This is a genomic window from Halobacteriovorax sp. DA5, from assembly GCF_002903145.1.
Lineage (GTDB): Bacteria > Bdellovibrionota > Bacteriovoracia > Bacteriovoracales > Bacteriovoracaceae > Halobacteriovorax_A.
Window position 1 is genome coordinate 184,519 of the sequence record NZ_PPDJ01000002.1, and the last position, 20,495, is coordinate 205,013.

Genomic DNA, 20,495 nt, shown 5'->3' on the forward strand with positions numbered 1-20,495 from the left:
GTTATTTTATAACGTAATGAAAATATTAAATTTAAGTATATTGATTTTACTGATCTCGATCTTAACGGCCAAAGTTTACGCCGCCGATGGACTTGTTGCCATTAATGGTGAATCACTTCCAGCAGGTGATCTTTATAGTATAGAATATGGGCCAATTGATTCAGAACAAGCATATGAGCTTCAGGCCGAAGGAGTTGATCTTTCAACTCTATCTCCCGTTTTATCTAATCTTTGGAATGGCGCCAATAATTTCTCCGATTACAAAGATGATCTCAACTTACCAATTAACGACTTTGAAACTTTGAATTTTTCTGGTGTGATTAGCTCTCCTGCGGGAGTTTTGAGGTTTAATGCACAAAATGGAGAAGGAAATTTTCAGGTACATTTATCTAAAACACTTCATACGATTCTTCTTAGAAAGAATATGCTTAGAAGATTAGGTTATGTTGTTCCAGCTTCGAAGTATCTTAAAAATATAAGAATTAACTTCAAAGATGAAAAGCAAAAAGATTACTTCAAAGATGTTGAGCTAGTAATTAAGTTGGGTGCTTCTTATAAAAACTGGCTAGTTGAAGAGGGAAGTGATTTTCTTGTTTTAAAAGATATCTTTGTAAGGCAGCCTAAAGAAGACGATTTCTATGATGTTGCTCTTACATCAATTAATGACACAAAAGACTTAAGAACACTAAGAAGTCTTATCGTGGTTTATTCACTTCTAAATCTTGAAGAATCGATTAATAAGTATTCTTTTAATTTTCTAAAAATAAAAAATGATCACTTACTTTTTGAGTATCCTAGTTCAACTGATTTCAGTGCTACTTATGATGATGTAAAATGGATTTCGCGATTAATCGGTGATCTTAATCGCCACGAGATTACCCAAGTCGTAAAGCAGTCACACTATCCGGCCGTCGTTGAAAAACTATTAATTGAAAAGATTATTGGCCGTCGAAATAACCTTATATCAACACTTAAGTTAAATGCACCACTTATTGAATATATTAAGGATATTAAAGACCCTCTTGTTAAAGATGGATTTCTAATTCCACATGAATTTGAAGGTTACGCTGGCCAGTTTAGCTTCGGTGCTAGTAAGTCGCCAATGGATGATATTCCGGCCTTTCTCTTTTCTGAAGCGCAAAGTAGTACATTCAAATGGATTACGGGCAAAATTAGTGAAGGACTTAGCGCATTTGATCTATCAAAGGCCAAGGTTAAGTGGTTACAAGAAGATTTCCTTGCAAATAAAGACTACGCTATTGATTATTTTGCGGAACATGGAGAGTTTCCACCTCTACCTTTCTCATCTTGGAAGTCTCCAGTTGTTAGAGGAAATATTATATTTGGCCGAGACATCGTTGTTGGTCAAAGCCTTGGTACGGACAACTTTGTTCAGCTTGCTGACACAATTGGCTTCACAACAAACCTTGGCCTATTTATTGGCCTAGAAAGATTTATTTCTCAAACAACAGGTGGGTCAGTTTTTCCAAATATTGGGATCAATACAAGTTACACGCATGTAAGGCCAGTTCAAGACCTAAGAGTCGCCGTAAAGACTCCATATAAGAATATGCTAGTAGGTAAGACACTTCGTAATATTGAAGAAAAGCTTAAGCAGTCAATCAATATCTCAGACCTTGATAATGAAACGAGAAGAGAGGATCTTCACGCAATTTATAATGAAGTTTCTCAGCAATTTGGTGTTGGTGAGTCCATTATTATTTCGACTTCAGTTGTACCTGATGTAACTCTTTCTCTAAATGCTCCTTTATTCGGCGTTGCAAACGGTTATGGTTCAATCAGTACAAAATATAAGGAACTTTCGAGAATTCATATTACAAGAAAGTCAAAGTACAAGTTTCAAGTCTACTATGATGAGGCCAATGTTAGTGAGGTTAGGGCACGTGGTGGCCTTTCATATTTAATTCCAATTATTATGAGTGAAGCGGCCGCAATTAAGTCAAAGCTTGATTTAAAGTTTTATGAAATCAATATGGACCCTGAACAAGAAGATTTAGAATTTTCTAAAAATGCGGTTAAGTTCCTTTCTATTCTAAGAGATCGTTCTAATGAAGCAATGGGGCCAGAAGATATTCAATTGTATAATCATTCAAAGGATTCTACTTTTAACCTAAATCTACTTTTCTTTGTTTCACGTACTTTAAAGTCTATTACAGAGCTTTTTGTGAAAATTAAGGATCAAGTCAATATTAAGTTAATATCATCGACTTATGGTGAAATGGATGGGATCGCTGCTGGAAAATTCTTAAAGAATATTGCCTCTTATCATCTAAAGAAATTTATTAATAATTTAGAAGTAAGCTTTGATAAGAGCTATATCCCTATGATTGAAGAGGCCAAGCACTACTATCAGAACCCAGGTAAAGAGCTTTTTGGGGCCGCAACGACTTATGAAACTAAGTTTGAATCTAAATTAAGTGATATAAATGCCAAGGCAAGCTTTGATAACATGAATGAGCTTTATCTTCACTATCGTAAAACTCATGAGAAAGCGATCATGAAGGAGAAGACAATTAAGAAGTATCTTAAAAAAGAGAATGAAGCTTTCAATCTTGATTTCTATACGCCTTCAGATGCGAATGATGCTGGTGATATGCACTTTGTTCGTCTTGAGAGTAAAATTCACTTCTTTGATAAGTCAGTTAAAAAAATTCTCTCAATTACATCAAGAGATTTAGATAAGATTTCCGAAAAAATGAAAGTAAGAAATTGTTTTAGAGGTGGAAATCGAGACAATGATAACTCCGGGCGAACGATATCTGAACAGCTACGTTGTGGCGACCTTGATCCTATTAAGAGTAAGCTATATTGGTGTAATAAGTATTTAAATAAGGCAAAGACTGAAAAAGGTCTTAAGTGTCTAGCTCATGTTGGTCACTATTTTGCTAAATACGTTGATGCAAGAACTTTACTCGAATTTTTCGGTGAAGATAATATGTATATTGAATCTCAACTTTCTGGCTACCGTGTTGGAAGTGAGCTAATGACTAAGCCTATTGTTGGAAATTCATATGGGAAGATTAATTCTCGAAATTTTGGTGGGCCAATTAATAAATTAGTTACTGTCCTTGGAATGATTAAGGCCGAAGTTTTAGGTCTTTGGTATAGGGAGACACTAAAATGATAATAAGAAATATAATGCTCCTTTTTATCATGTTATATGCTCTATCTAGTCAGAAGGCTTTTGCAGTAGATCTTTCTGGGAGACAGTGGAATATCAAAAATACTGGTCAGTCTTATATTAGGAAAATCTCTGAGCTTGGATTTGAAAATATAGAGGGTATAAAAGGTGTTGATGTAAATTACTTTACAGAGAAGCAATTAGCTTCATTTGGTTCTAAGAAAATTATCGTAGCGGTTATAGATACTGGTGTAGACGTTGATCATCCTGAGCTAAAAGACAATATTTGGAATTATCCAGGCTGTATCGGTAAGAGTGAGGAAGAGAAAAAGGCACTACCATGTCGTGGCTATAATGTTCTTGATGGAAATGGAAATGTTTCAGATGATATTGGACACGGTACTTTTGTGGCCGGGCTATTGGCCGCTAAAAAAGATGGGCTCGGCGTTGACGGACTCCTTCCTGAAAATATTGAAATTATGCCAATTAAAGCGATTACTAATTTTAGAGGCTTTACGCATGAGGGAAGTGTTGTTTCTAGCTATATTGCAAAGGCCATTGCTTTTGCCGTTAATAATGGTGCACAAGTTCTCAATCTATCACTTGGTATTCCTAAAGTCATTGAAACTCCACAGATCGTAAGTGCCATTGAATATGCACTTAAGAAAAACGTTATTATTGTAGCTTCAGCAGGAAATAATAATAAGAGAAGAAATATATTTCCATGTAATTATAATGGTGTAGTTTGTGTTGGAGGTTATGATATTCAGGGACAAAAAGTATCCTCGTCAAATTATGGACAAACTGTAGATATATTTGCCCCTGGAGAGAAGCTCGTTGGGACGATTCCATCTAGTATGGAGTCGACTGTACTACGTGTCGGAAATTATGATATTAAAACTGGTACATCATTTTCTATTGCTCATGTCACGGCCCTGGCTGCAGCAGCAAAGCTTAAAGAAGTTAAGACTAATAGTTATGAGTTTCTTGCAAGGCTTAATGCAACTTCAAGAACTCTAGAGGCATCAGAATTAAATTCTCCTGATTATCAACGTTTTCATAATTCATTTAATGAGATTTCTAATACTCTTCTTTCTCCTTTATTTCTAACAAAGAATATCGATAGTATTTCAGTTTCATTTGATAAGAATAAAAGGCCGTTCGCTAAAATGAGTTTTGATATTCATTCAAATCAGATTTTAGAAAATGTGGATATTTGTTTGTCCTCAATTGTTTTTGATCCCACAAGAAGTTGTAAAAAGAATAACTTAAATAAGGGCCTTAATCGAATTGAGTTAAGTTCTTATTTAAGTGGCCTAGATATTGAGAGCTGGCAAAATCTTCATTTGGAGCTCATTCATGATGGAGTATCTCTTTCTTCAAAATCTTTTGAAGCTCAATTCTTCATTCCACTACCTATTGTTGAAAGTAAGAAGATTTCTAAAATTGCAGCAGGTGCTCTTTTAAGAATCGCTCCAAATATTAAGAGTTCCCAACTTCAAAAAGTTATCGAGTTCAATGCTAGCAAGAGTGAACAGGATTATTTTGTTTTAAATAGTCGCTCATTAAAAAGCATATTCTACCTATCTGAAGAGAATAAATCATTTGAGCCTTTTCAAATCAATTTCTCGCAAGACATAAAAGTTATTAGTGTCATGAAAGTCGATATGAATGTTGATGGTAAATTAGATATTCTAGTTTATGGAACTTCTGCTAATAATAGAGAGTATATTCTTGAGTCATTTGACTCAAGAGGTAGGCCGTTATTTGGCAAATATTCAAGCTGGAGCTTAAATGCGACTCAATTTGGTGGTCTTGATTTTAATCGTGGTAGGCCATATTTCAATTTTATCAAGGCCCAAACTAAAGAGTTGGGAACAGTCTTGGTTCCGCTTGTTAGTAAGGTATTTGAATTACCGCAAATTGATAATAATGCAGATCCAATTGATTTTATGAATAATATCCAAAAGAAAAGGCCATATTACCTTCTACCTTCTCTTGAAGAGGAAAAATTGAAGTTGCAGATTCGAACTCTAGAATCATATAAATTTGATTCTAAATTAAGAAAGATGCTTGATCTTCCATTCTTCAAAAAACTACAATTCGTATCTTATCTTGAACAAGATAAATCCTCTCAAAATAGTGGGCGAGTTAGGCTTGTTTACGCCGTTGGAGAAGTTACATTTAATGAATATTATGAAATCGTATTTGATGATATCGACTCTTTTACAATTGATAAAAAGGGAAGATCTCTCCAGATTCATCAATCTAATATTGCTACAATAAGATCGACGGCAAATGGTGATTTTATTGATGAGTATCTTATTACACGCCAGCAGGAGTTGAATAAACTCTCATTTAAGCTCTCTGATGGAGGAAGAACTCTTCGTTTCCAAAGTGACTGGAATGATCCTTTAGCTTCAATTCTGGCCGTCTATAAAGAAGATGAAGCCTACTCTGTTTACATTGAAGGTCGTTATCATATTCATTTAGTTGTTACTGATGGTAAAAAAATTATTAGAACTTCGAAAACGGCCATTAACCGTGAATCAAGTTTTCCGGGTGGGAATTTTTCTCAGCTCTTTCAAATGGGCCAAATCAGTCCGTCTCAAGGTGCTATCTATACTGATATGCAAAGACTTTTCGGTGATAATATTCGTTTGATTACAAGTGAAGATCAGAGTTTAAGTAAGATGCTAAAATATAATTATGCAGTACCTTCTCAATGTGCACTGATAGGGCATACACAAGTTGAAAAATATATGCAAATAAGGCTTCATTGCCTTGGCCCTGATAATTTGTCATCTGTACTCATTTCAAATGGTGCAATTAATTAGTGAAAGGAAAGAAGAGTGTCGATAATGTAAAGATTTGATGCTCTTCACTGTTGCCATTTTCGCAGTCAAACTCTTCTGTAAATTCATCGATAAACTGCATGATCTTTTTCTTAGCATTTGAAAGCTCAGACTTTTTCACATTGATTAGAAAGTGTTCTAAGACCCTTTGTTCCTTTGGAAGGTAATAGCTGTCACTTGATAGTTCACAAATCTCTTTATGAAGAGGTAAGAACTGTGACATATCAAGTTTGTATTGTGGGGTATAATCTTTGTTCAGATAAATTTTAGAATTTTCTATATTGATGATTTTTGCACTCTTCATTTGTTTGATGATTTGTGCGTAATCTTCATGACCTTTATAGATTAATTTTTTAGAATTAAGATCTTTAATCGTATTAAAATCACTCCATTTAAGCATTTCTCTTAAAAGGGCCATTTCCCATTTAAATTCAACCTGTCGATCAGATCTTGTTACATCAGAAGTACGTTTTTCTACTATGGCCTTAAAGGTTTCTTCATCTCCTTTAGAATTCTTTTTAGCATCAACTAAGGTTTGAAAGAATTCGGCCTCTTTCTTATTGAGTTCAAGATTCTTAATGAGCATGGCCGTTATTTGTGGCCCTGGATGCCTTTGGCCTTTTATAATCATGGTTAGGCCTGAGACACTTGATATTCCAAGCTCCTTGGCCCAACGGCCAAATGTATACTTTTTATCGACTGCTTTACGACTTAGATAGATATCTTCTAAGTATTGACGATAATCAATATAGCTAAATAGGTCTATACCCCTAATTTCCATGGTTTACGTATCGACATCTCTTAGAAAACATTTAGTAAGTACCTAAATATATTACACACATACTTGATGAAAATGCTTGAGTATAGGATAAATATCCCCATCATACATAAGGGACTGAAATGCTAAAATCAATTTTACTATCTATTCTTATCTCATTTAATACTTTCGCACTTATTTCAAGTGAGAACCCTTTCACGTACAAAGGAAATCAAATTGATATTGATTTTAAAACTGGATGGGGTGCTAAGACTGGTTGGGGTGCTGATGAAATTGAAGATATTGTAATCGATGTAATCAAAAGAGATTACAAGAAAGTATGTTTAGATGGACAGAAGTCAGCTTTATCGATTGCTGAAGATGAGCTGAAATTTAATATTTACTCTCTTAATAACTTCGATCAAGAAAGTCCTAGTGATAGTACAATTTATCTTTCTGTTTTTGTTTCAATGAAAAGTCGTTATATGTTCTCAGGTGTATTTGACAATTATCTTGTTAAAGTAGATTACGATGAGAATCTTGATCAGATTTTTATTAGTTATAGAAATGAAAACGGCGAAAATAATTCAATTAAATGCTTCTAGCTCTTTGAGCTAGAGGCGAAAGCTTATTCCAGCACCGATTGTCACACCACCTACAGATGAAACAGTCTCTGTGACAAGAGTATCCATTGAACTAGTATATAAAGTCGATATCCCGGCCTGTCCGTAGAAGCCAATTCTTGAGTACGGAGCAATCCTTATACGGCCACCAATATTATAACCATAGGCCATACCTGTTGCTTTTTCACCGAAGTTCTCTTGTTCAAAATCACCGGTTAAGATTGCACCAAAGTAGCCTTCTGCTACAAAGCTATTTCGATTAATGAAGCGATATTGGTACTGTAGTTCACCGAGAATGCTGTTGATTGAGCTATAAGTTGCGGAGGCGAAAAGATAGCCAAGAGAAATTTTAAAGCCATGGCGATGTTTTGGGTCTCTGTATTCAATCGCAAGATTTATACGATTAAAAGCAGGTGAAGTCTCGTTGGCATATTGTGCTTGAAAGCTATCCCAGTCAGTTCCAACTTCAAGTCTAGAATAGTCTAGCGAGAAGAAGCTATTTTCTCTTAATCTTTGAGCATCATTAGTGAAAATCGTTTTTACATCGTGGTCCGTTAATTCTGGAACGTGCTCGAGTTTAGTGCCATCTATTGAGTAACTAATATCATTAGTTCTCACATATGCAATCTTTCCTGATACAACTAGTGGTACAATCGTGCCTTGTTTTAAGTCATTGTCACCAACTTTGATTTTACGGCCACTTCGAATGTAGCCAATTGGTGCCGATAAATTTACATCAGCATAAACAATTGTTTGGCGTGATTTTGTCACAGCAAAACGATAGGCGAGAGAACTTAATTGAGTAAGAGAAAAAATTAACACTAAAAGTTTTTTCATATATCTATTATAATCAAAATAGAATTTTTGACTACATTAGTTTAGGATTATTTATGAGATTTCCAGGTAAGAGAAGATCAAAGCATTATTTCCCAGTAAGTGCTAAAGGTCGACTTTCTTTTGAAACAGATTTTAACCGCAAAGAAAATGTTTATATTGTTGGTATCGATCAACTGCTTGTTGATATCGAAGTCGACGCTTCATTTGAGCTTCTAGAAGAATTTAAGCTTAAGGCCGGAGAGTCTTATGTTCTATCAGATAAGGACGTGGAAGACTTGTATCAGCGCTCTTACGAAGAGGGAAGAATACTTGGCCAGTATGCTGGTGGAGCCGTTGGTAATACATTACATAATTACTCGGTATTGTCGGACGACCAATCTTTTGCTCTTGGAACAATTTGTGAAACGATTAAAGTAGGTGACTACGCCTTTAAATATATTTGTAGCACTTCTTCAAAAGTAGACTTTAGCTATCTTCAGCCATGTGCTGGTAAGATGGCGAGGGCAATGTGTCTTATTACTCCAGATAAGGAGCGAACTTTTGCAATTGGTAAGGGGATTATGAATCAACTTACTGAAGAGTTTATTCCTGATGATCTTATTAAAAATTCTAGTGCATTACTTGTGACGGCCTTCTTATTAAGAGATCGCAATGCGCCTCTATTCAAGGCCACTCTTAAGGCCGTAAATATTGCTAAGGAAAATAATGTACCTGTCGTTTTTGCTCTTGGAACAAGCTCTCTTATTGAAAGTGATACACACTTTTTCAAAGAATTCATTAGAGAGAATGTAAATGTTCTAGCGATGAACCGTGATGAGGCCCAGGCCCTTCTTGATATTGATGATCCACTTCTAATAGGAGAATCTATTTTAGATTATACTGATCTTGCTCTAATCACAGATGGGGAAAGAGGGCTTTATATTGCCTCTTGGGCCTGTCAGACAAGGGCCCGTGAAACAAAAGATAAGCTACATTCTAAGTCGATTGAAAATTATAACCAATTCGAATATTCACGTTCTCAGTTAAAAGTTGATTGCCAAGAGCCTATGAAAATTTACTCTCATATTAATCCTTTTATGGGAGGGCCTGAGAATATTGAAAATACTAATGGTGCAGGGGATGCTGCTTTATCGGCCATTCTTCACGATATTGCGGCCAATGTTTATCACCAAAAGCTGCTTCCTCATTCAATTAAGCATGACGGGAAATACCTAACTTATTCTTCGATTCACCAACTTTGTAAGTATGCTAACCGAACAAGTTATGAAGTTTTGAAACAGAAGTCTCCTAGACTTTCTCATAACCTACCTGTTAAGGAACAAAGTCTAGAAGAGAGCTACTGGGATATGTAAGAAAATTTTCAAGGAAAGAGGTTTTCTTGTAAAACCTCTGGATTCTTTGTAATCGGTCTGCCAACCACAAGATAGTTAGCACCCGCCTTTATGGCCGCTTCTGGTGTCATGACTCTAACCTGATCGTCATGGTCTCCATCAAGTCTAATTCCCGGACATACTTTAGAAAAGTTGAGATTACTTTCATTTTCAAAGAAATTAACAATATCAAGATCAAGACCTGAGCATACAATCCCTCTAACACTTGAGGCCTTAACTTCCTGGAGTAAGTTTATAAGCGCATCTTTATGACTTCTTCCCCAGATATTTTGAATATCATCTTGATCGTGAGAGGTTAGGATTGTTACCGCCAAAATCTCACAACCTGGAATTACTTTTGAAATACTTTCTTGAGCAAGACTTAGCATCGCGGCGCCTCCCGTTGCATGAACAGTGAGAAAGCGAATATCTAATCCCTCAAGAGCATTGCATGCTTTAGCAACAGTTGTTGGAATGTCATGTAGCTTTAGATCAAGAAATATTTGTACTTTAAATTTTTCCTTTATTTCCTTAACTAGCTCTCGTCCGTAGCGGAGAAATAACTCAAGGCCAATTTTGACATTTTTTATTTGTGGATACTGAGACAAGAGATCTAAGACCTCTTGTCTATTCATTCCATCAAGGGCAACAAAGGTTTTATTCATTCGTCATCTCCTGAAGGCTAACCGGTGTTGCCTGAGCTTTGTTGGCCGAAATAATGGCCTTACAGACAGCATTGATATTTTCAATTCTCGTAAAACAAGGGATTGCATATTGAATGGCCGTGTTTCTAATGAATTCACCATCTGATTTTGAGCGTCCTTGATTTAGAGGCGTATTTAAAACCATCGCAAGATCTTCATTCTTAATGGCCTCTAGCATTCCAATATTACTCCCATCATCTGAAAGTTTATCTACTAGTGTTGCCTTGATTCCACATTCATCACTTAAGAATGAGTAAGTTCCCTTTGTGGCAAAGAATTTAAAACCTAGAGAATTTAGCTCTTTTATATTTTGAATCAATTGCTCATCATCTTTTCTCGCAAGAGATAGGAGAACAGACTTCTTAGTTAGAAGATCTGGGTAATTTCCAAGATAAGACTTAATCATGGCGATATCCCCATTCTTATCAATCCCTAAAGTTTCACCAGTTGATCTCATTTTTGGACCAAGAATAATTGAGTCTTGTACGAAACGGTCAAATGGAAAAGTCGATTGTTTAATAATCTTATAATCACTTTTGAAATTGTGATGGTTTTTAATCTCTTTGCCTAGAAGTGCTCTTGTTGCGATGGCCGCAAGGTTTACATCATAGGCCTTTGATAGAAATGGGATTGTTCTTGAACCTCTTGGGTTGGCCTCGATACAGTAGATCTCGTCATTTTTAAGGGCAAATTGGAAATTAATTGGTCCCGTTATCTCCATTGTATTGGCCATATCAGTGGCAAGTTTTCTCATTTTATCCACTATTTCATCTCTGGCCTTTACAGGAGGAGAGATCATTCCTGAATCCCCTGAGTGAACACCTGCATATTCAATATGCTCACAAATAGTAAAAACAGTATTTCCATTTTTGTCTCGAATAAGATCGACATCATACTCAAGAGCATTCGAAATATAATTTTCAACTTGGAAAGTGATAGTGTTTTCGTGAAGGGATTTTAGAATTTCTTCTGGAAGGTTTTCAATGTCCTGTGGCCCTTCAAAGATAAACATACTTTCACCACCAATTACATAACTAGGCCTTATAATAACTGGATAACCGATTTCTGTAATTGTACTGATAAGGTTTTTATAACCTCTAACTTCTCTTGATGTTGTATGTGCAAGATCGATCTCTTTGGTTAGAAGATCAAAGCGCTTACGGTCCTCAACTGTATCGAGAAGTTCAAGACTTGGGCCTAGAAAATTAAATTCTTGGTGTTTTGTTCTAAAAGGTGCCTCAAGATGAGCACGTATGTTTATTCCTGTCTGCCCACTAAATGATGTAATAACATGAGTAGGGTTTTCAAAAGTTAGAATCTCATAAAGATCTTCTGAAAATAGTGGGCTCAGGTAGAGTCTGTCTGAGCTATCATAATCAGTTGAAACTGTTTCAGGATTAGAGTTAAGAAGAATTGATTTAATACCTTGCTCTTTAAGCTCTTTAGCACTTTTTACACATGAGTAATCAAACTCAATACCTTGTCCGATTCGGTTTGGCCCTGAGCCAAAGATTGCACAACTCTCTTCGCTAATTCTTTGAACATCATTAAATTGTGTATAAGTCGAGTAGAAGTATGGTGTTAGGGCATTAAATTCCCCCGAACATGTATCAACGGCCTTAAAGACTGGCCTTATTCCAGCTTCAATTCTTTTGTCGAGAATTTGCTCCTGGCTTTTTCCAGAAAGAAGGGCCAGGTACTTATCTGAGAAACCGAATTTCTTTAATTCATAGAGTTCGTCTTGGTTGTTGATTATTTGTGAATCTTCTTTTAACTGCAATTCCTTATCTAAGAAGCAAACCATTTGATCGATAAACCAAGGAGTAATCGCACTTACTTCATGAATCTTTTGTGGCGATATCCCAAATCTTAGTGCTTCTAAAACAGTAAGTAGTGATAATTCTCTTTGATTCTTTAATCGCTCTAGTAAGTAATCTTGTGTTATCGGATATGGTGTCGTCTTAAGCTGCTCAAGACTTGGAATCTCAAGTCCTTGCTCTGTTGCTCTTAAAGCTTTCATAAAAGCTTCATTGAAACTTCCTCCAAGAGCTAAAACTTCTCCAACTGATCTCATTTGGGGACCGAGGATTTGAGAGCTTGAAGGGAACTTATTAAATGGGAAGATTGGAATCTTAATCGCCACATAGTCTAGCGTAGGCTCGAATGCAACAGGTGAGATACGTGTAATATCGTTTAGAATTTCAAATAGTGTTAAACCTACAGCAAGTCCGGCCGAAATTTTTGCAATTGGATATCCTGTTGCCTTTGAGGCAAGTGCCGATGAGCGTGAAACGCGAGGATTCATTTCGATAACAACGATATCATTTTCATCTTTTGGATTAACTGCAAATTGTACGTTGGCGCCACCTGCAACAACATTCATATGCTTGGCAATGTTTAGCGACATTGTTCTTAATTGCTGATAGCAGTGATCTGAAATCGTTTGTGCGGGTGCAACAGTAATTGAGTCTCCTGTGTGAATTCCACAAGGGTCGATATTCTCAATTGAGCAAATGACAACACCACAGCGGTTCTTATCAACCATAACTTCAAGCTCAAGCTCTTTCCAGCCCAGTAATGACTTCTCCATAGTGATTGGGAATTTAATATCACTTGAAGAAAGAGTTTGTGCCAGTTCTTCTAAATTGTGAACAAGAGCCGCTCCTTTACCTCCAAGGGCAAAGTCTCTTCTTATAATCAGTGGAAACTTCACTTGGTCATCAGCTAACTCTAGTGCGTGATCAAAACTTTTTGCACTAAATCTCTTTCCAGATTTGTAGCCAAGCTTATCCAGCTCTTTTGCAAAGAGCTCACGATCTTCAGTTTTTTCAATAGTATCAATATTGGCCCCTAAGAGCGCAACTGCGTGATCTTTTAGGAAGTTTTCCTTCTCTAGATCAATACACATATTTAGTGCTGTTTGGCCTCCCATTGTGGAAAGAACAGCGTCAACCTTTTCTTTTAGTATGATTTTTTTAATCGTCTCTTTGGTAATTGGCTCGATATAAGTACGATGACTCATATCCTTATCTGTCATGATTGTTGCAGGGTTTGAATTAAGAAGTACTACTTCAAATCCTAGCTCTCTTAATGACTTAAGGGCCTGTGTCCCACTGTAGTCAAACTCTGAAGCTTGTCCAATTTTAATAGGGCCTGAACCAATTAATAGGATCTTCTTATATGGTGAGTTGAGTTCTCCTTCGTGATACTCAGGAATATCCTTGATTTCTTCAGGAGTAATTTCCTGTGCTCCATTTTGGAGATACTCCTTGATCTCACTAAAGAATATGGATGCATCTTTTGGGCCAGGGTTTGATTCTGGGTGAAATTGTACACTTCTAACTCTTGAGTCATAACTTCTGAGTCCTTCAAGAGAGCGATCAAATAGTGAAGTGTACTCACAAAATAACTTAAGCCCAAATTGATTTTCCAATCTCTTGCTCTCAAAAGATTCTTTTTCAATTGCATAACCATGATTTTGACTTGTGATAAGAAGTTCTTGGTTATAATGAGAATAGACAGGGTGATTAGCGCCTCTTTGTCCGAAAGGAAGCTTGATTGTTTCCATCTCACATGCCAGACCTATTAGTTGGTGGCCTAGGCAAATTCCACGAATTGGAATATCTGTTTTAAGTAAATCTCTTACAGTATTGATTTCTTCTTTATAAAGCTTAGGGTCTCCTGGGCCATTAGATAAGAAGACCATCCTTGGTCTATATTCCTCAACTTCATGTGCTGGCGTATTATGTGGTACAACCACAAGAGGGTAACCTAAATCTTTTATATAATTTACGATGGCCTTTTTAATTCCGTAGTCGATAACGACAATTGGATTATCTCCATCTCTAATAACTTTCTTCACTTTAGATGAAACTTTTGAAAGCTCATTGCACTCTAGGTTGTAATCTGAAAAATTTGGCGCTTGCTCTGTTGTCGTTATTAGGCAGCGATGATCTTTTGATTTACATGAAAGATATTTTGTTAGCGCCCTTGTATCGACATCACTTATAAGTGGTAAGTCACAATTTTCTAAAAATTTATTATAAGAGAAGTTTCTTGCAATTAGGCTTGTGGCATAAGGTTTTGTGGAGTTTAGGCCTTGAGAGACTTCTTCATTGAATTCATAATTTCCTACGTGAGCAGTTGTATAAATAATATGTTGACCTAGAAAAGATGGATCAGTTGCTGTTTCTTGATACCCACTCATTCCTGTTGTAAATGCGGCCTCTCCAAAGATGCCATCTTTTAGACGAGTGTCATTTTTGTCGAGATTAATATAGGCTTTAAAAATTGTTTGGTCAGGAAAATGAAGGAAAATAGGAGTCGTTTTAAGAGATTTTTGAAAGAGTAATTCTTGGGATTGAGATAGGAGTGCGTGCCTATCAAACTTTGCTTTCGTCATTTTCCGTTAGTCCTTTTAGTGCTGAGATATGATTATAACGAGCACCAATTTTAGTGTCGCCATTAGTTATCATGGCCTCAATAATTGCCATTCGAATATAGATAGAGTTTTCAACTTGCTTATGGGCCATCCAGAGGTCTGAGTTAACGATTTCACTGTCAACTTCAATTCCAATATTTGCAGGGCCTGGGTGAAAAATTGGTGCGGTCTTTCCAATACTTAAAAGACGCTCCACATTGATTCCCCATTGAAGGTTATATGTCGACATATCAAAGCTCTTTTCATGTCGCTCATTTTGAATTCTAAGAAGATAAATCGCATCACAATTCTTAAGCGTTTCATCAAGATCATCACTTATTTTAATTAGTTTATTATCTGGCAGTTGGGCAGGCATAAACTCTTTTGGTCCACACAGTGTGATCTCGATGCCAAATAGTGGAAGTAAATCCATAAGTGAATGAGTTACTCTTGAATGAGTGCAGTCTCCAACAATACAAACTTTCTTACCAGCAAGCTCGCCTTTGAAATATTCTTTTAGCGTGAATAAGTCGAGAAGGGCCTGGGTTGGGTGCTGATTTGTTCCATCTCCACCATTAATTATCTTAATTGGCGGGTAATCCTTAAATTGCTCCAGTAACTTTGTCTCTGTTGTACGAACAATACAAATATCAATACCTTGATAGAAGAGAGTTAATAGAGTTTGTTCGAGAGATTCGCCTTTTTTGAGAGAAGATTTCTCAGCATCGAAATTAATATGAATACCTTCAAGTTTCTTGATGGCCATTTCAAATGATAATTTTGTTCGTGTTGAATTCTCAAGAAAAGATGTTGCGACTGAAATTTTTCTTTTAAGGGGAAGTCTTGCCGGGGAACCTAATTTAAGTTCCTGGGCGCGGTGGAGGAGTTGCTCAACTTGCTCGCGGTTTAAATCTTCTATTCCTTCCAGAATAGATGGAAATCCAATCATGACATTCCAGTAGTGTTGAGATACATTTATTGAAGAAAGAATAATAAAGAGATACTCACTTGGCCACAAAAAAAAACATATTTTTTTGCAGCTTAACGAGTTAAGGAAATTAAGTGTCTACGAGCTCTGGCAATAACCAATTCATTAATAATTTCAAAGAAATTCATAACCGTACACAACTTGAAGCTTTGAAAAACGAGATCAAAGGTAATCTTTTTGAGTTTCTCGTTGCCAAGGAAATTTCCGTTTTAAATAAAATAGAAGCAAATTTTCTTAAAAATATTGATCAAGAGCTAATGAGAATGATGCGCGAATATGAAAGTTGGTTAAGGCTTCATGCGCGTACTCTTTTGGATGAACTTCCAAAACTTGCTAGAGAGATGGCCAGGGCTATAAATGTAAATATAAAAGGTGATATTACCAATATTACAGTTGTTGGAAAGTTAAGTGATCATCTGATAAAGTCACAACTCCATGAAGCAGATATTGTTGCTCAAGTGAATATTGATGATAAAGTGCGAATTATTCCTATTAGCTTAAAGTTAGTTAAGAGTGGGGCCAATATCACAACCAAATCGGCCGGAGCTAAAAGTATTTTCCAAAAGTATTTCAAGTCTTACTCAGATATTGATTTTACTCAACATACATTGAATGAATATATCGATCAGGAATTTTCTCGCTTTAATAGAAAGCTCTATGAACGCTATGATCTTGAGTACAGTGGACGTTTTGATTCGCAATGGGAGATGACCCAACTTCCTGGGGAGCTTGAAGGAGAGGACCGCGAGGATCTATTTGAACTGTATCGAAGCTTAATCAAACATTATCACGATATATTTTCAGGATTACTGGAAAAGGATAAAGATAAATTTATTTCGTCGCTATTGCCACTTATGGGCCTAGGCAATAAAGATGTTGTCCAAGGGATATGTTTTTATAAACACAATAGTTATAAATTAGATTTTTGCCACGTTGTCAATTATGCCCAGGCCGCTAAGATCTCTATCTGTGAACTTAATCCGGAGATCTCTTCATTTAATATTGAGATTGAAAACGATAAACTACAGATTCGCGTAAAACCTATGAATAAGTTTACAGCGCCATCGTACAAGATTAATTGCTCGATGAAATTTGATTACAAAAAGGATTAATATGTTTGATATTGTATTATGTCAGAGAGACTTTCAAGAAATTAAAGAATGCTTTGGTGACTCTGGAAAATTTGAAATTCATGAATTCTCTGGCGACTCCCAATTACGAGCATACTTGAATGATAATAAAACAGTACTCTTAATTACGACAAAAAGTAGTGTGAAACCTGATCTTTTTAATCTTTTTGAAATGCCAAAAAAAGGCAATTGCGAATACTACTACCTTTCTAAGTTAAATCTCGATAGAGATGAACTTGAGGCCTGTGAGAAATTCTTTCCAGATGTGAGAGATATCTCTGTTTGTGCTGATTATTATAGTGCTAGTGGTGTTTTTTATATCGATCAAATTGATCCAGTGGGAATGCCAAATTTTTCAAAAGAAATTATGCCTGTTCTAAAGCGCTACTTTAAAGATAGCGATTATAAAGAGGCGCTCTTTCTAGATCGTGATGGAGTATTAAATATCGACCATTCTTATGTTCATAAAATTGAAGAACTCGAATTAGTCTCAGGGGCCTACGAGTTTCTACTAGATGATTACAATAAGACTAGGCTTAAGATTGTTCTGACAAATCAGTCAGGTGTATCAAAAGGTAAGTTTGAGTATACTGATGTTGAAAAATTTAATAGTGCATTAAATGAATCACTTCATCATTTAATTGATGCTTTCTATATTGCTCCATTTGAGTTTCTAAAGGGTGTTGGTCAGTATAAGTACCATTCTCTTTTAAGAAAACCTCACCCAGGGATGCTGCTAGAAGCTTGTTTTGACTTTGCTGTTGATTTGAAAAAATCATATATGGTAGGGGATAAACAAAGTGATCAACTCAACTTTCCTCTTCTCGAAACGATTCATCTAAAGAATCGCTATCCTTTAGAAGGTGTGAAATATTTGGCAAATAATTTTGCGGAAGTATTAAAATTTGCCAAGACGTTGCCAAATAAGACAAATTGAGTCAAAATAGCAGCTATGTAAAAGGAATTACATATGAAAATAATAGACTCTATGGGCCTAGCTAGATTTAATAATTTAAGTACTCTCTTTGCCCTATTTTTAACATTTATAACTTCTGCAACTTTTGCTCGACCTCTAATGAATACTGAGCTCGAGTTATCACGTCAGTTAGACTCTCTTAAAGAAAAAAGTAAAGAGTATATCTCTGTTATTAGTTCTCGCACTAATCTTGAAGAGCTTCCTATATCTAAGTATCTTTCTTTCGTTATCTTAAAAAATGGTTGTGCACCTTTTGAGCAAACAATCGAAGAGATTCAATTACAGGATGAGTCTTTTCCTGATCAGAGTGAAGGATTACTTGAAAAGCTAAACTTATGTCGTAAGTCAACTCGTGCGCTTAAGGAATTTGATGTAAGTGGCCTGGATGCAAGTGTCATTGAACGCTTAAGTGAGGAATAATAAGCTCATCACATGGCCTCTACTCCAATTAAATTCTACTATATCCATTCAACTAATCCCTATGTCAATTTAGCATTTGAAGATTATTTGTTTCGTAAACATCAGCTTGATAATAGTCATGAGCAAATTCTCATTCTTTGGAAGAGTGCTCCAAGTATTGTGATGGGGAAATTTCAAAATCCATGGATTGAGTGTCAGGTAAAAAAAATAAGAGAGCTTGGGATTAATCTTGTTAGAAGACAAAGTGGTGGGGGCTGTGTTTATCATGACCTAGGTAATTTAAACTACTCCTTCATTTGCCCTAAGTCTGCTTACGATAAATCTAAGAACGCTTCCATTATTGTATCAGGACTTAAGTCTTTGGGCATTGATGCTTTTGAAAATCATCGTCATGATCTTAGGCTTATACATAATGAAGTGGATTATAAAATATCAGGTTGTGCCTTTAAAGAAACAAAACATAGTGCCCTTCATCATGGAACGCTTTTAATTGATGCTAACCTTAATCAGTTAAATGATCTTCTGCGCTCGAAACTTACGGCCGAAGCGGCCATGGGAGTTAAGTCTGTTCCTTCACAGGTGATAAATCTGAAGCAAGTAAATGCTGATATTAATGAGTCAGTTATTGTTTCTGCCATTAAGAAGTCTTTTGAGTTCAATTATAATACCCAGAGCGAGGCCTTTGAATTAGCTGAACAAGATATTTGTATGATCGATTCCCTGATGGAAAAGATTCAGTCAAATATGAGTTGGGACTGGGTTTACGGTGCAACTCCTAAGTTTTCATTCAAGGTCGCAGACTACTTGGTAACAGCTAAGTACGCTAAAGTTATTGCTTGTAATCCAGAAAATCCTTCTTTAATTGATCTAATCGTCGACAAGGATTATTATTTATCAAGACAAGATTTTAAACTTACTCAGCAGCAAAGCGAATTTATTAAGGAATGTCACCGTATTCTCTTTGTTTAGCTTATCGGAGAAGAAATGAGAGAGACTATTCATATTATTCCAGGTGAGGCCATCATCAATGAAGGCGAGGAAAGTAGTTGTATGTACCTCTTAAAAGAAGGCACGCTGGCCGTCTATAAAGATATTGAAGGTGAACAGAAACAGATAGGAACGATTTATAGTGGTGAATTTGTCGGTGAAGTAAGTTTTCTTGATAAGAGAACTCGTTGTGCCACTGTTAAGGCCATTACTGATTGTGAGCTTGAGATTTTTGATGCACAAAAATTCAATGAGTTTATCGAGTCGAGGCCTAAATGGTTACAGAGTATGATGAAGACCTTGGCCGATCGCCTTCGTTCAACTAATGAAAAGATAAAAGTTTAAAAGGATAGTGATATGAGTAGCCCAACTAATTTATTCATTAATGCTAATCAATATCTTATTCGTGAAGGTGATGAGAGTACAGAAATCTATATCCTCGAAGAGGGAACTCTTGGGGTCTATAAAGTTAGAAATGACCAAGAGGTTAAGATTGGAACGATCTTTCCTGGAGAGTTAGTTGGTGAGATGAGTTTCTTTGATCGAGGGCCACGTTGTGCCACGATCAAGGCACTGACAAACTCAAGGCTAATAGTCATCCCTTCAGTTAAATTTGAAGCTTATTTAAGTAAGCAACCTAAGTGGTTTAGAAATTTATTAGAAACTTTAATTGATCGAATCCGAAAAGCATCAAGTCGTATTAGGCCAGAAGTTTAGCTATTTTTGAGTCTTCTAAATTCATAAAGATTTTCATCAGTGATTTCATTATTGTCACATGAAAGGTGGTGTAGCTTCTCTATTGTTGCAAGGACTCGTGGCACTTGCTCAAATTTGTTGTTATCGATATTTAAGCGTCTAAGTTCTTTGAGCCACTCAAACTCATTAGGAAGAGTTGTAAGTTGATTGTTTTGTAGCTCAAGGCTTTCAAGCTTGCTTTGTTCCACGCACCAATTAGGAAGTATTGTAAGATTGCAATTTGCTAATTGGAGTATTTTTAAGTTTTTAAGATGACTTCCTGCTAGCTCTTGTAGGTTGCATACTCCCTTGAGCTTTAAGATCTCAAGCTCTTGAGCATTACTCAGTGTAAGTTTGCACTGAGCTTGGGCGTAGATATATAGCTTTCTTAAAGACGATAGTTTTGCACAGTCGATTATGATGTGACACGAGTGCTTAAGTGAGAATTCGAGATTTTCTACGGATAAGTAATTATCAATATTTTTGCTGGCCTCAAAGAGGTCATGCTTCTTACTTAGCTTTAGTAACATAACTACTATTGTAGCATAGCT

Annotated in this window: 16 protein-coding genes; 10 read left to right on the top strand and 6 right to left on the bottom strand. The window is 36.1% G+C overall.

Annotation, left to right across the window (positions count from 1 at the left end):
• The first annotated feature begins 16 nt into the window (after positions 1-16).
• Positions 17-3,145, top strand: a complete 3,129-nt coding sequence (locus tag C0Z22_RS04315; RefSeq protein WP_146037786.1) for a hypothetical protein — start codon at positions 17-19, stop codon at positions 3,143-3,145.
• Positions 3,142-5,979, top strand: coding sequence for a S8 family serine peptidase (locus tag C0Z22_RS04320; RefSeq protein ID WP_103217114.1), 2,838 nt, complete (start codon positions 3,142-3,144; stop codon positions 5,977-5,979). Before C0Z22_RS04315 ends, C0Z22_RS04320 begins: the two co-directional genes overlap by 4 nt.
• Here C0Z22_RS04320 and C0Z22_RS04325 read toward each other — a convergent pair.
• Positions 5,972-6,778, bottom strand: coding sequence for a TIGR02147 family protein (locus C0Z22_RS04325; protein ID WP_103217115.1), 807 nt, complete (start codon positions 6,776-6,778; stop codon positions 5,972-5,974). The genes C0Z22_RS04320 and C0Z22_RS04325 overlap by 8 nt on opposite strands.
• Before the next feature lie 119 nt (positions 6,779-6,897).
• Here C0Z22_RS04325 and C0Z22_RS04330 point away from each other — a divergent pair, with 119 nt between their 5' ends.
• On the top strand, positions 6,898-7,359 hold the full coding sequence (locus tag C0Z22_RS04330) for a hypothetical protein (protein ID WP_103217116.1): 462 nt from the start codon (positions 6,898-6,900) through the stop codon (positions 7,357-7,359).
• A gap of 9 nt (positions 7,360-7,368) precedes the next feature.
• Here C0Z22_RS04330 and C0Z22_RS04335 read toward each other — a convergent pair whose 3' ends face one another.
• Entirely contained in the window at positions 7,369-8,214 is an 846-nt protein-coding gene (locus C0Z22_RS04335; RefSeq protein ID WP_103217117.1) for a hypothetical protein, read from the bottom strand.
• Between the two features lie 53 nt (positions 8,215-8,267).
• Here C0Z22_RS04335 and C0Z22_RS04340 point away from each other — a divergent pair, with 53 nt between their 5' ends.
• On the top strand, positions 8,268-9,566 hold the full coding sequence (locus C0Z22_RS04340; RefSeq protein ID WP_103217118.1) for an inosine/guanosine kinase: 1,299 nt from the start codon (positions 8,268-8,270) through the stop codon (positions 9,564-9,566).
• Between the two features lie 8 nt (positions 9,567-9,574).
• Here the strand turns inward: C0Z22_RS04340 and pyrF are convergent, their stop codons facing one another.
• The 3 genes from pyrF to C0Z22_RS04355 are packed head-to-tail and all read right to left on the bottom strand — an operon-like array spanning position 9,575 to position 15,657.
• Positions 9,575-10,249 (bottom strand): orotidine-5'-phosphate decarboxylase, encoded by a 675-nt coding sequence (pyrF, locus tag C0Z22_RS04345; RefSeq protein WP_103217119.1) that lies wholly within the window; start codon positions 10,247-10,249, stop codon positions 9,575-9,577.
• Complete coding sequence (carB, locus tag C0Z22_RS04350) at positions 10,242-14,690, bottom strand: carbamoyl-phosphate synthase large subunit (protein WP_103217120.1); 4,449 nt, start codon at positions 14,688-14,690, stop codon at positions 10,242-10,244. Before carB ends, pyrF begins: the two co-directional genes overlap by 8 nt.
• Positions 14,671-15,657 carry an aspartate carbamoyltransferase catalytic subunit gene (locus C0Z22_RS04355; RefSeq protein ID WP_103217121.1) on the bottom strand — a complete coding sequence of 329 codons (987 nt, stop codon included), beginning with the start codon at positions 15,655-15,657 and terminating at the stop codon, positions 14,671-14,673. The genes carB and C0Z22_RS04355 overlap by 20 nt, the downstream gene beginning before the upstream one ends.
• A gap of 113 nt (positions 15,658-15,770) precedes the next feature.
• Here C0Z22_RS04355 and C0Z22_RS04360 point away from each other — a divergent pair, with 113 nt between their 5' ends.
• The 6 genes from C0Z22_RS04360 to C0Z22_RS04385 are packed head-to-tail and all read left to right on the top strand — an operon-like array spanning position 15,771 to position 19,926.
• The gene (locus tag C0Z22_RS04360) at positions 15,771-16,808 is read left to right on the top strand and encodes a hypothetical protein (RefSeq protein WP_103217122.1); all 1,038 of its coding nucleotides are present in this window, start codon (positions 15,771-15,773) and stop codon (positions 16,806-16,808) included.
• A gap of 1 nt (position 16,809) precedes the next feature.
• Entirely contained in the window at positions 16,810-17,763 is a 954-nt protein-coding gene (locus C0Z22_RS04365) for an HAD-IIIA family hydrolase (protein WP_103217123.1), read from the top strand.
• 33 nt (positions 17,764-17,796) lie between these two features.
• Positions 17,797-18,222 (top strand): hypothetical protein, encoded by a 426-nt coding sequence (locus C0Z22_RS04370; protein WP_103217124.1) that lies wholly within the window; start codon positions 17,797-17,799, stop codon positions 18,220-18,222.
• A 12-nt stretch (positions 18,223-18,234) separates the two neighbouring features.
• Positions 18,235-19,191: a lipoate--protein ligase gene (locus C0Z22_RS04375; RefSeq protein ID WP_103217125.1), complete on the top strand. Its 957-nt coding sequence runs from the start codon at positions 18,235-18,237 to the stop codon at positions 19,189-19,191.
• 15 nt (positions 19,192-19,206) lie between these two features.
• The gene (locus C0Z22_RS04380; protein ID WP_103217126.1) at positions 19,207-19,554 is read left to right on the top strand and encodes a Crp/Fnr family transcriptional regulator; all 348 of its coding nucleotides are present in this window, start codon (positions 19,207-19,209) and stop codon (positions 19,552-19,554) included.
• 12 nt (positions 19,555-19,566) lie between these two features.
• Complete coding sequence (locus tag C0Z22_RS04385) at positions 19,567-19,926, top strand: Crp/Fnr family transcriptional regulator (protein ID WP_103217127.1); 360 nt, start codon at positions 19,567-19,569, stop codon at positions 19,924-19,926.
• Here the strand turns inward: C0Z22_RS04385 and C0Z22_RS04390 are convergent.
• Positions 19,923-20,474, bottom strand: a complete 552-nt coding sequence (locus C0Z22_RS04390) for a leucine-rich repeat domain-containing protein (protein ID WP_103217128.1) — start codon at positions 20,472-20,474, stop codon at positions 19,923-19,925. The two genes, C0Z22_RS04385 and C0Z22_RS04390, sit on opposite strands and share 4 nt — an antisense overlap.
• Positions 20,475-20,495 lie beyond the last annotated feature (21 nt).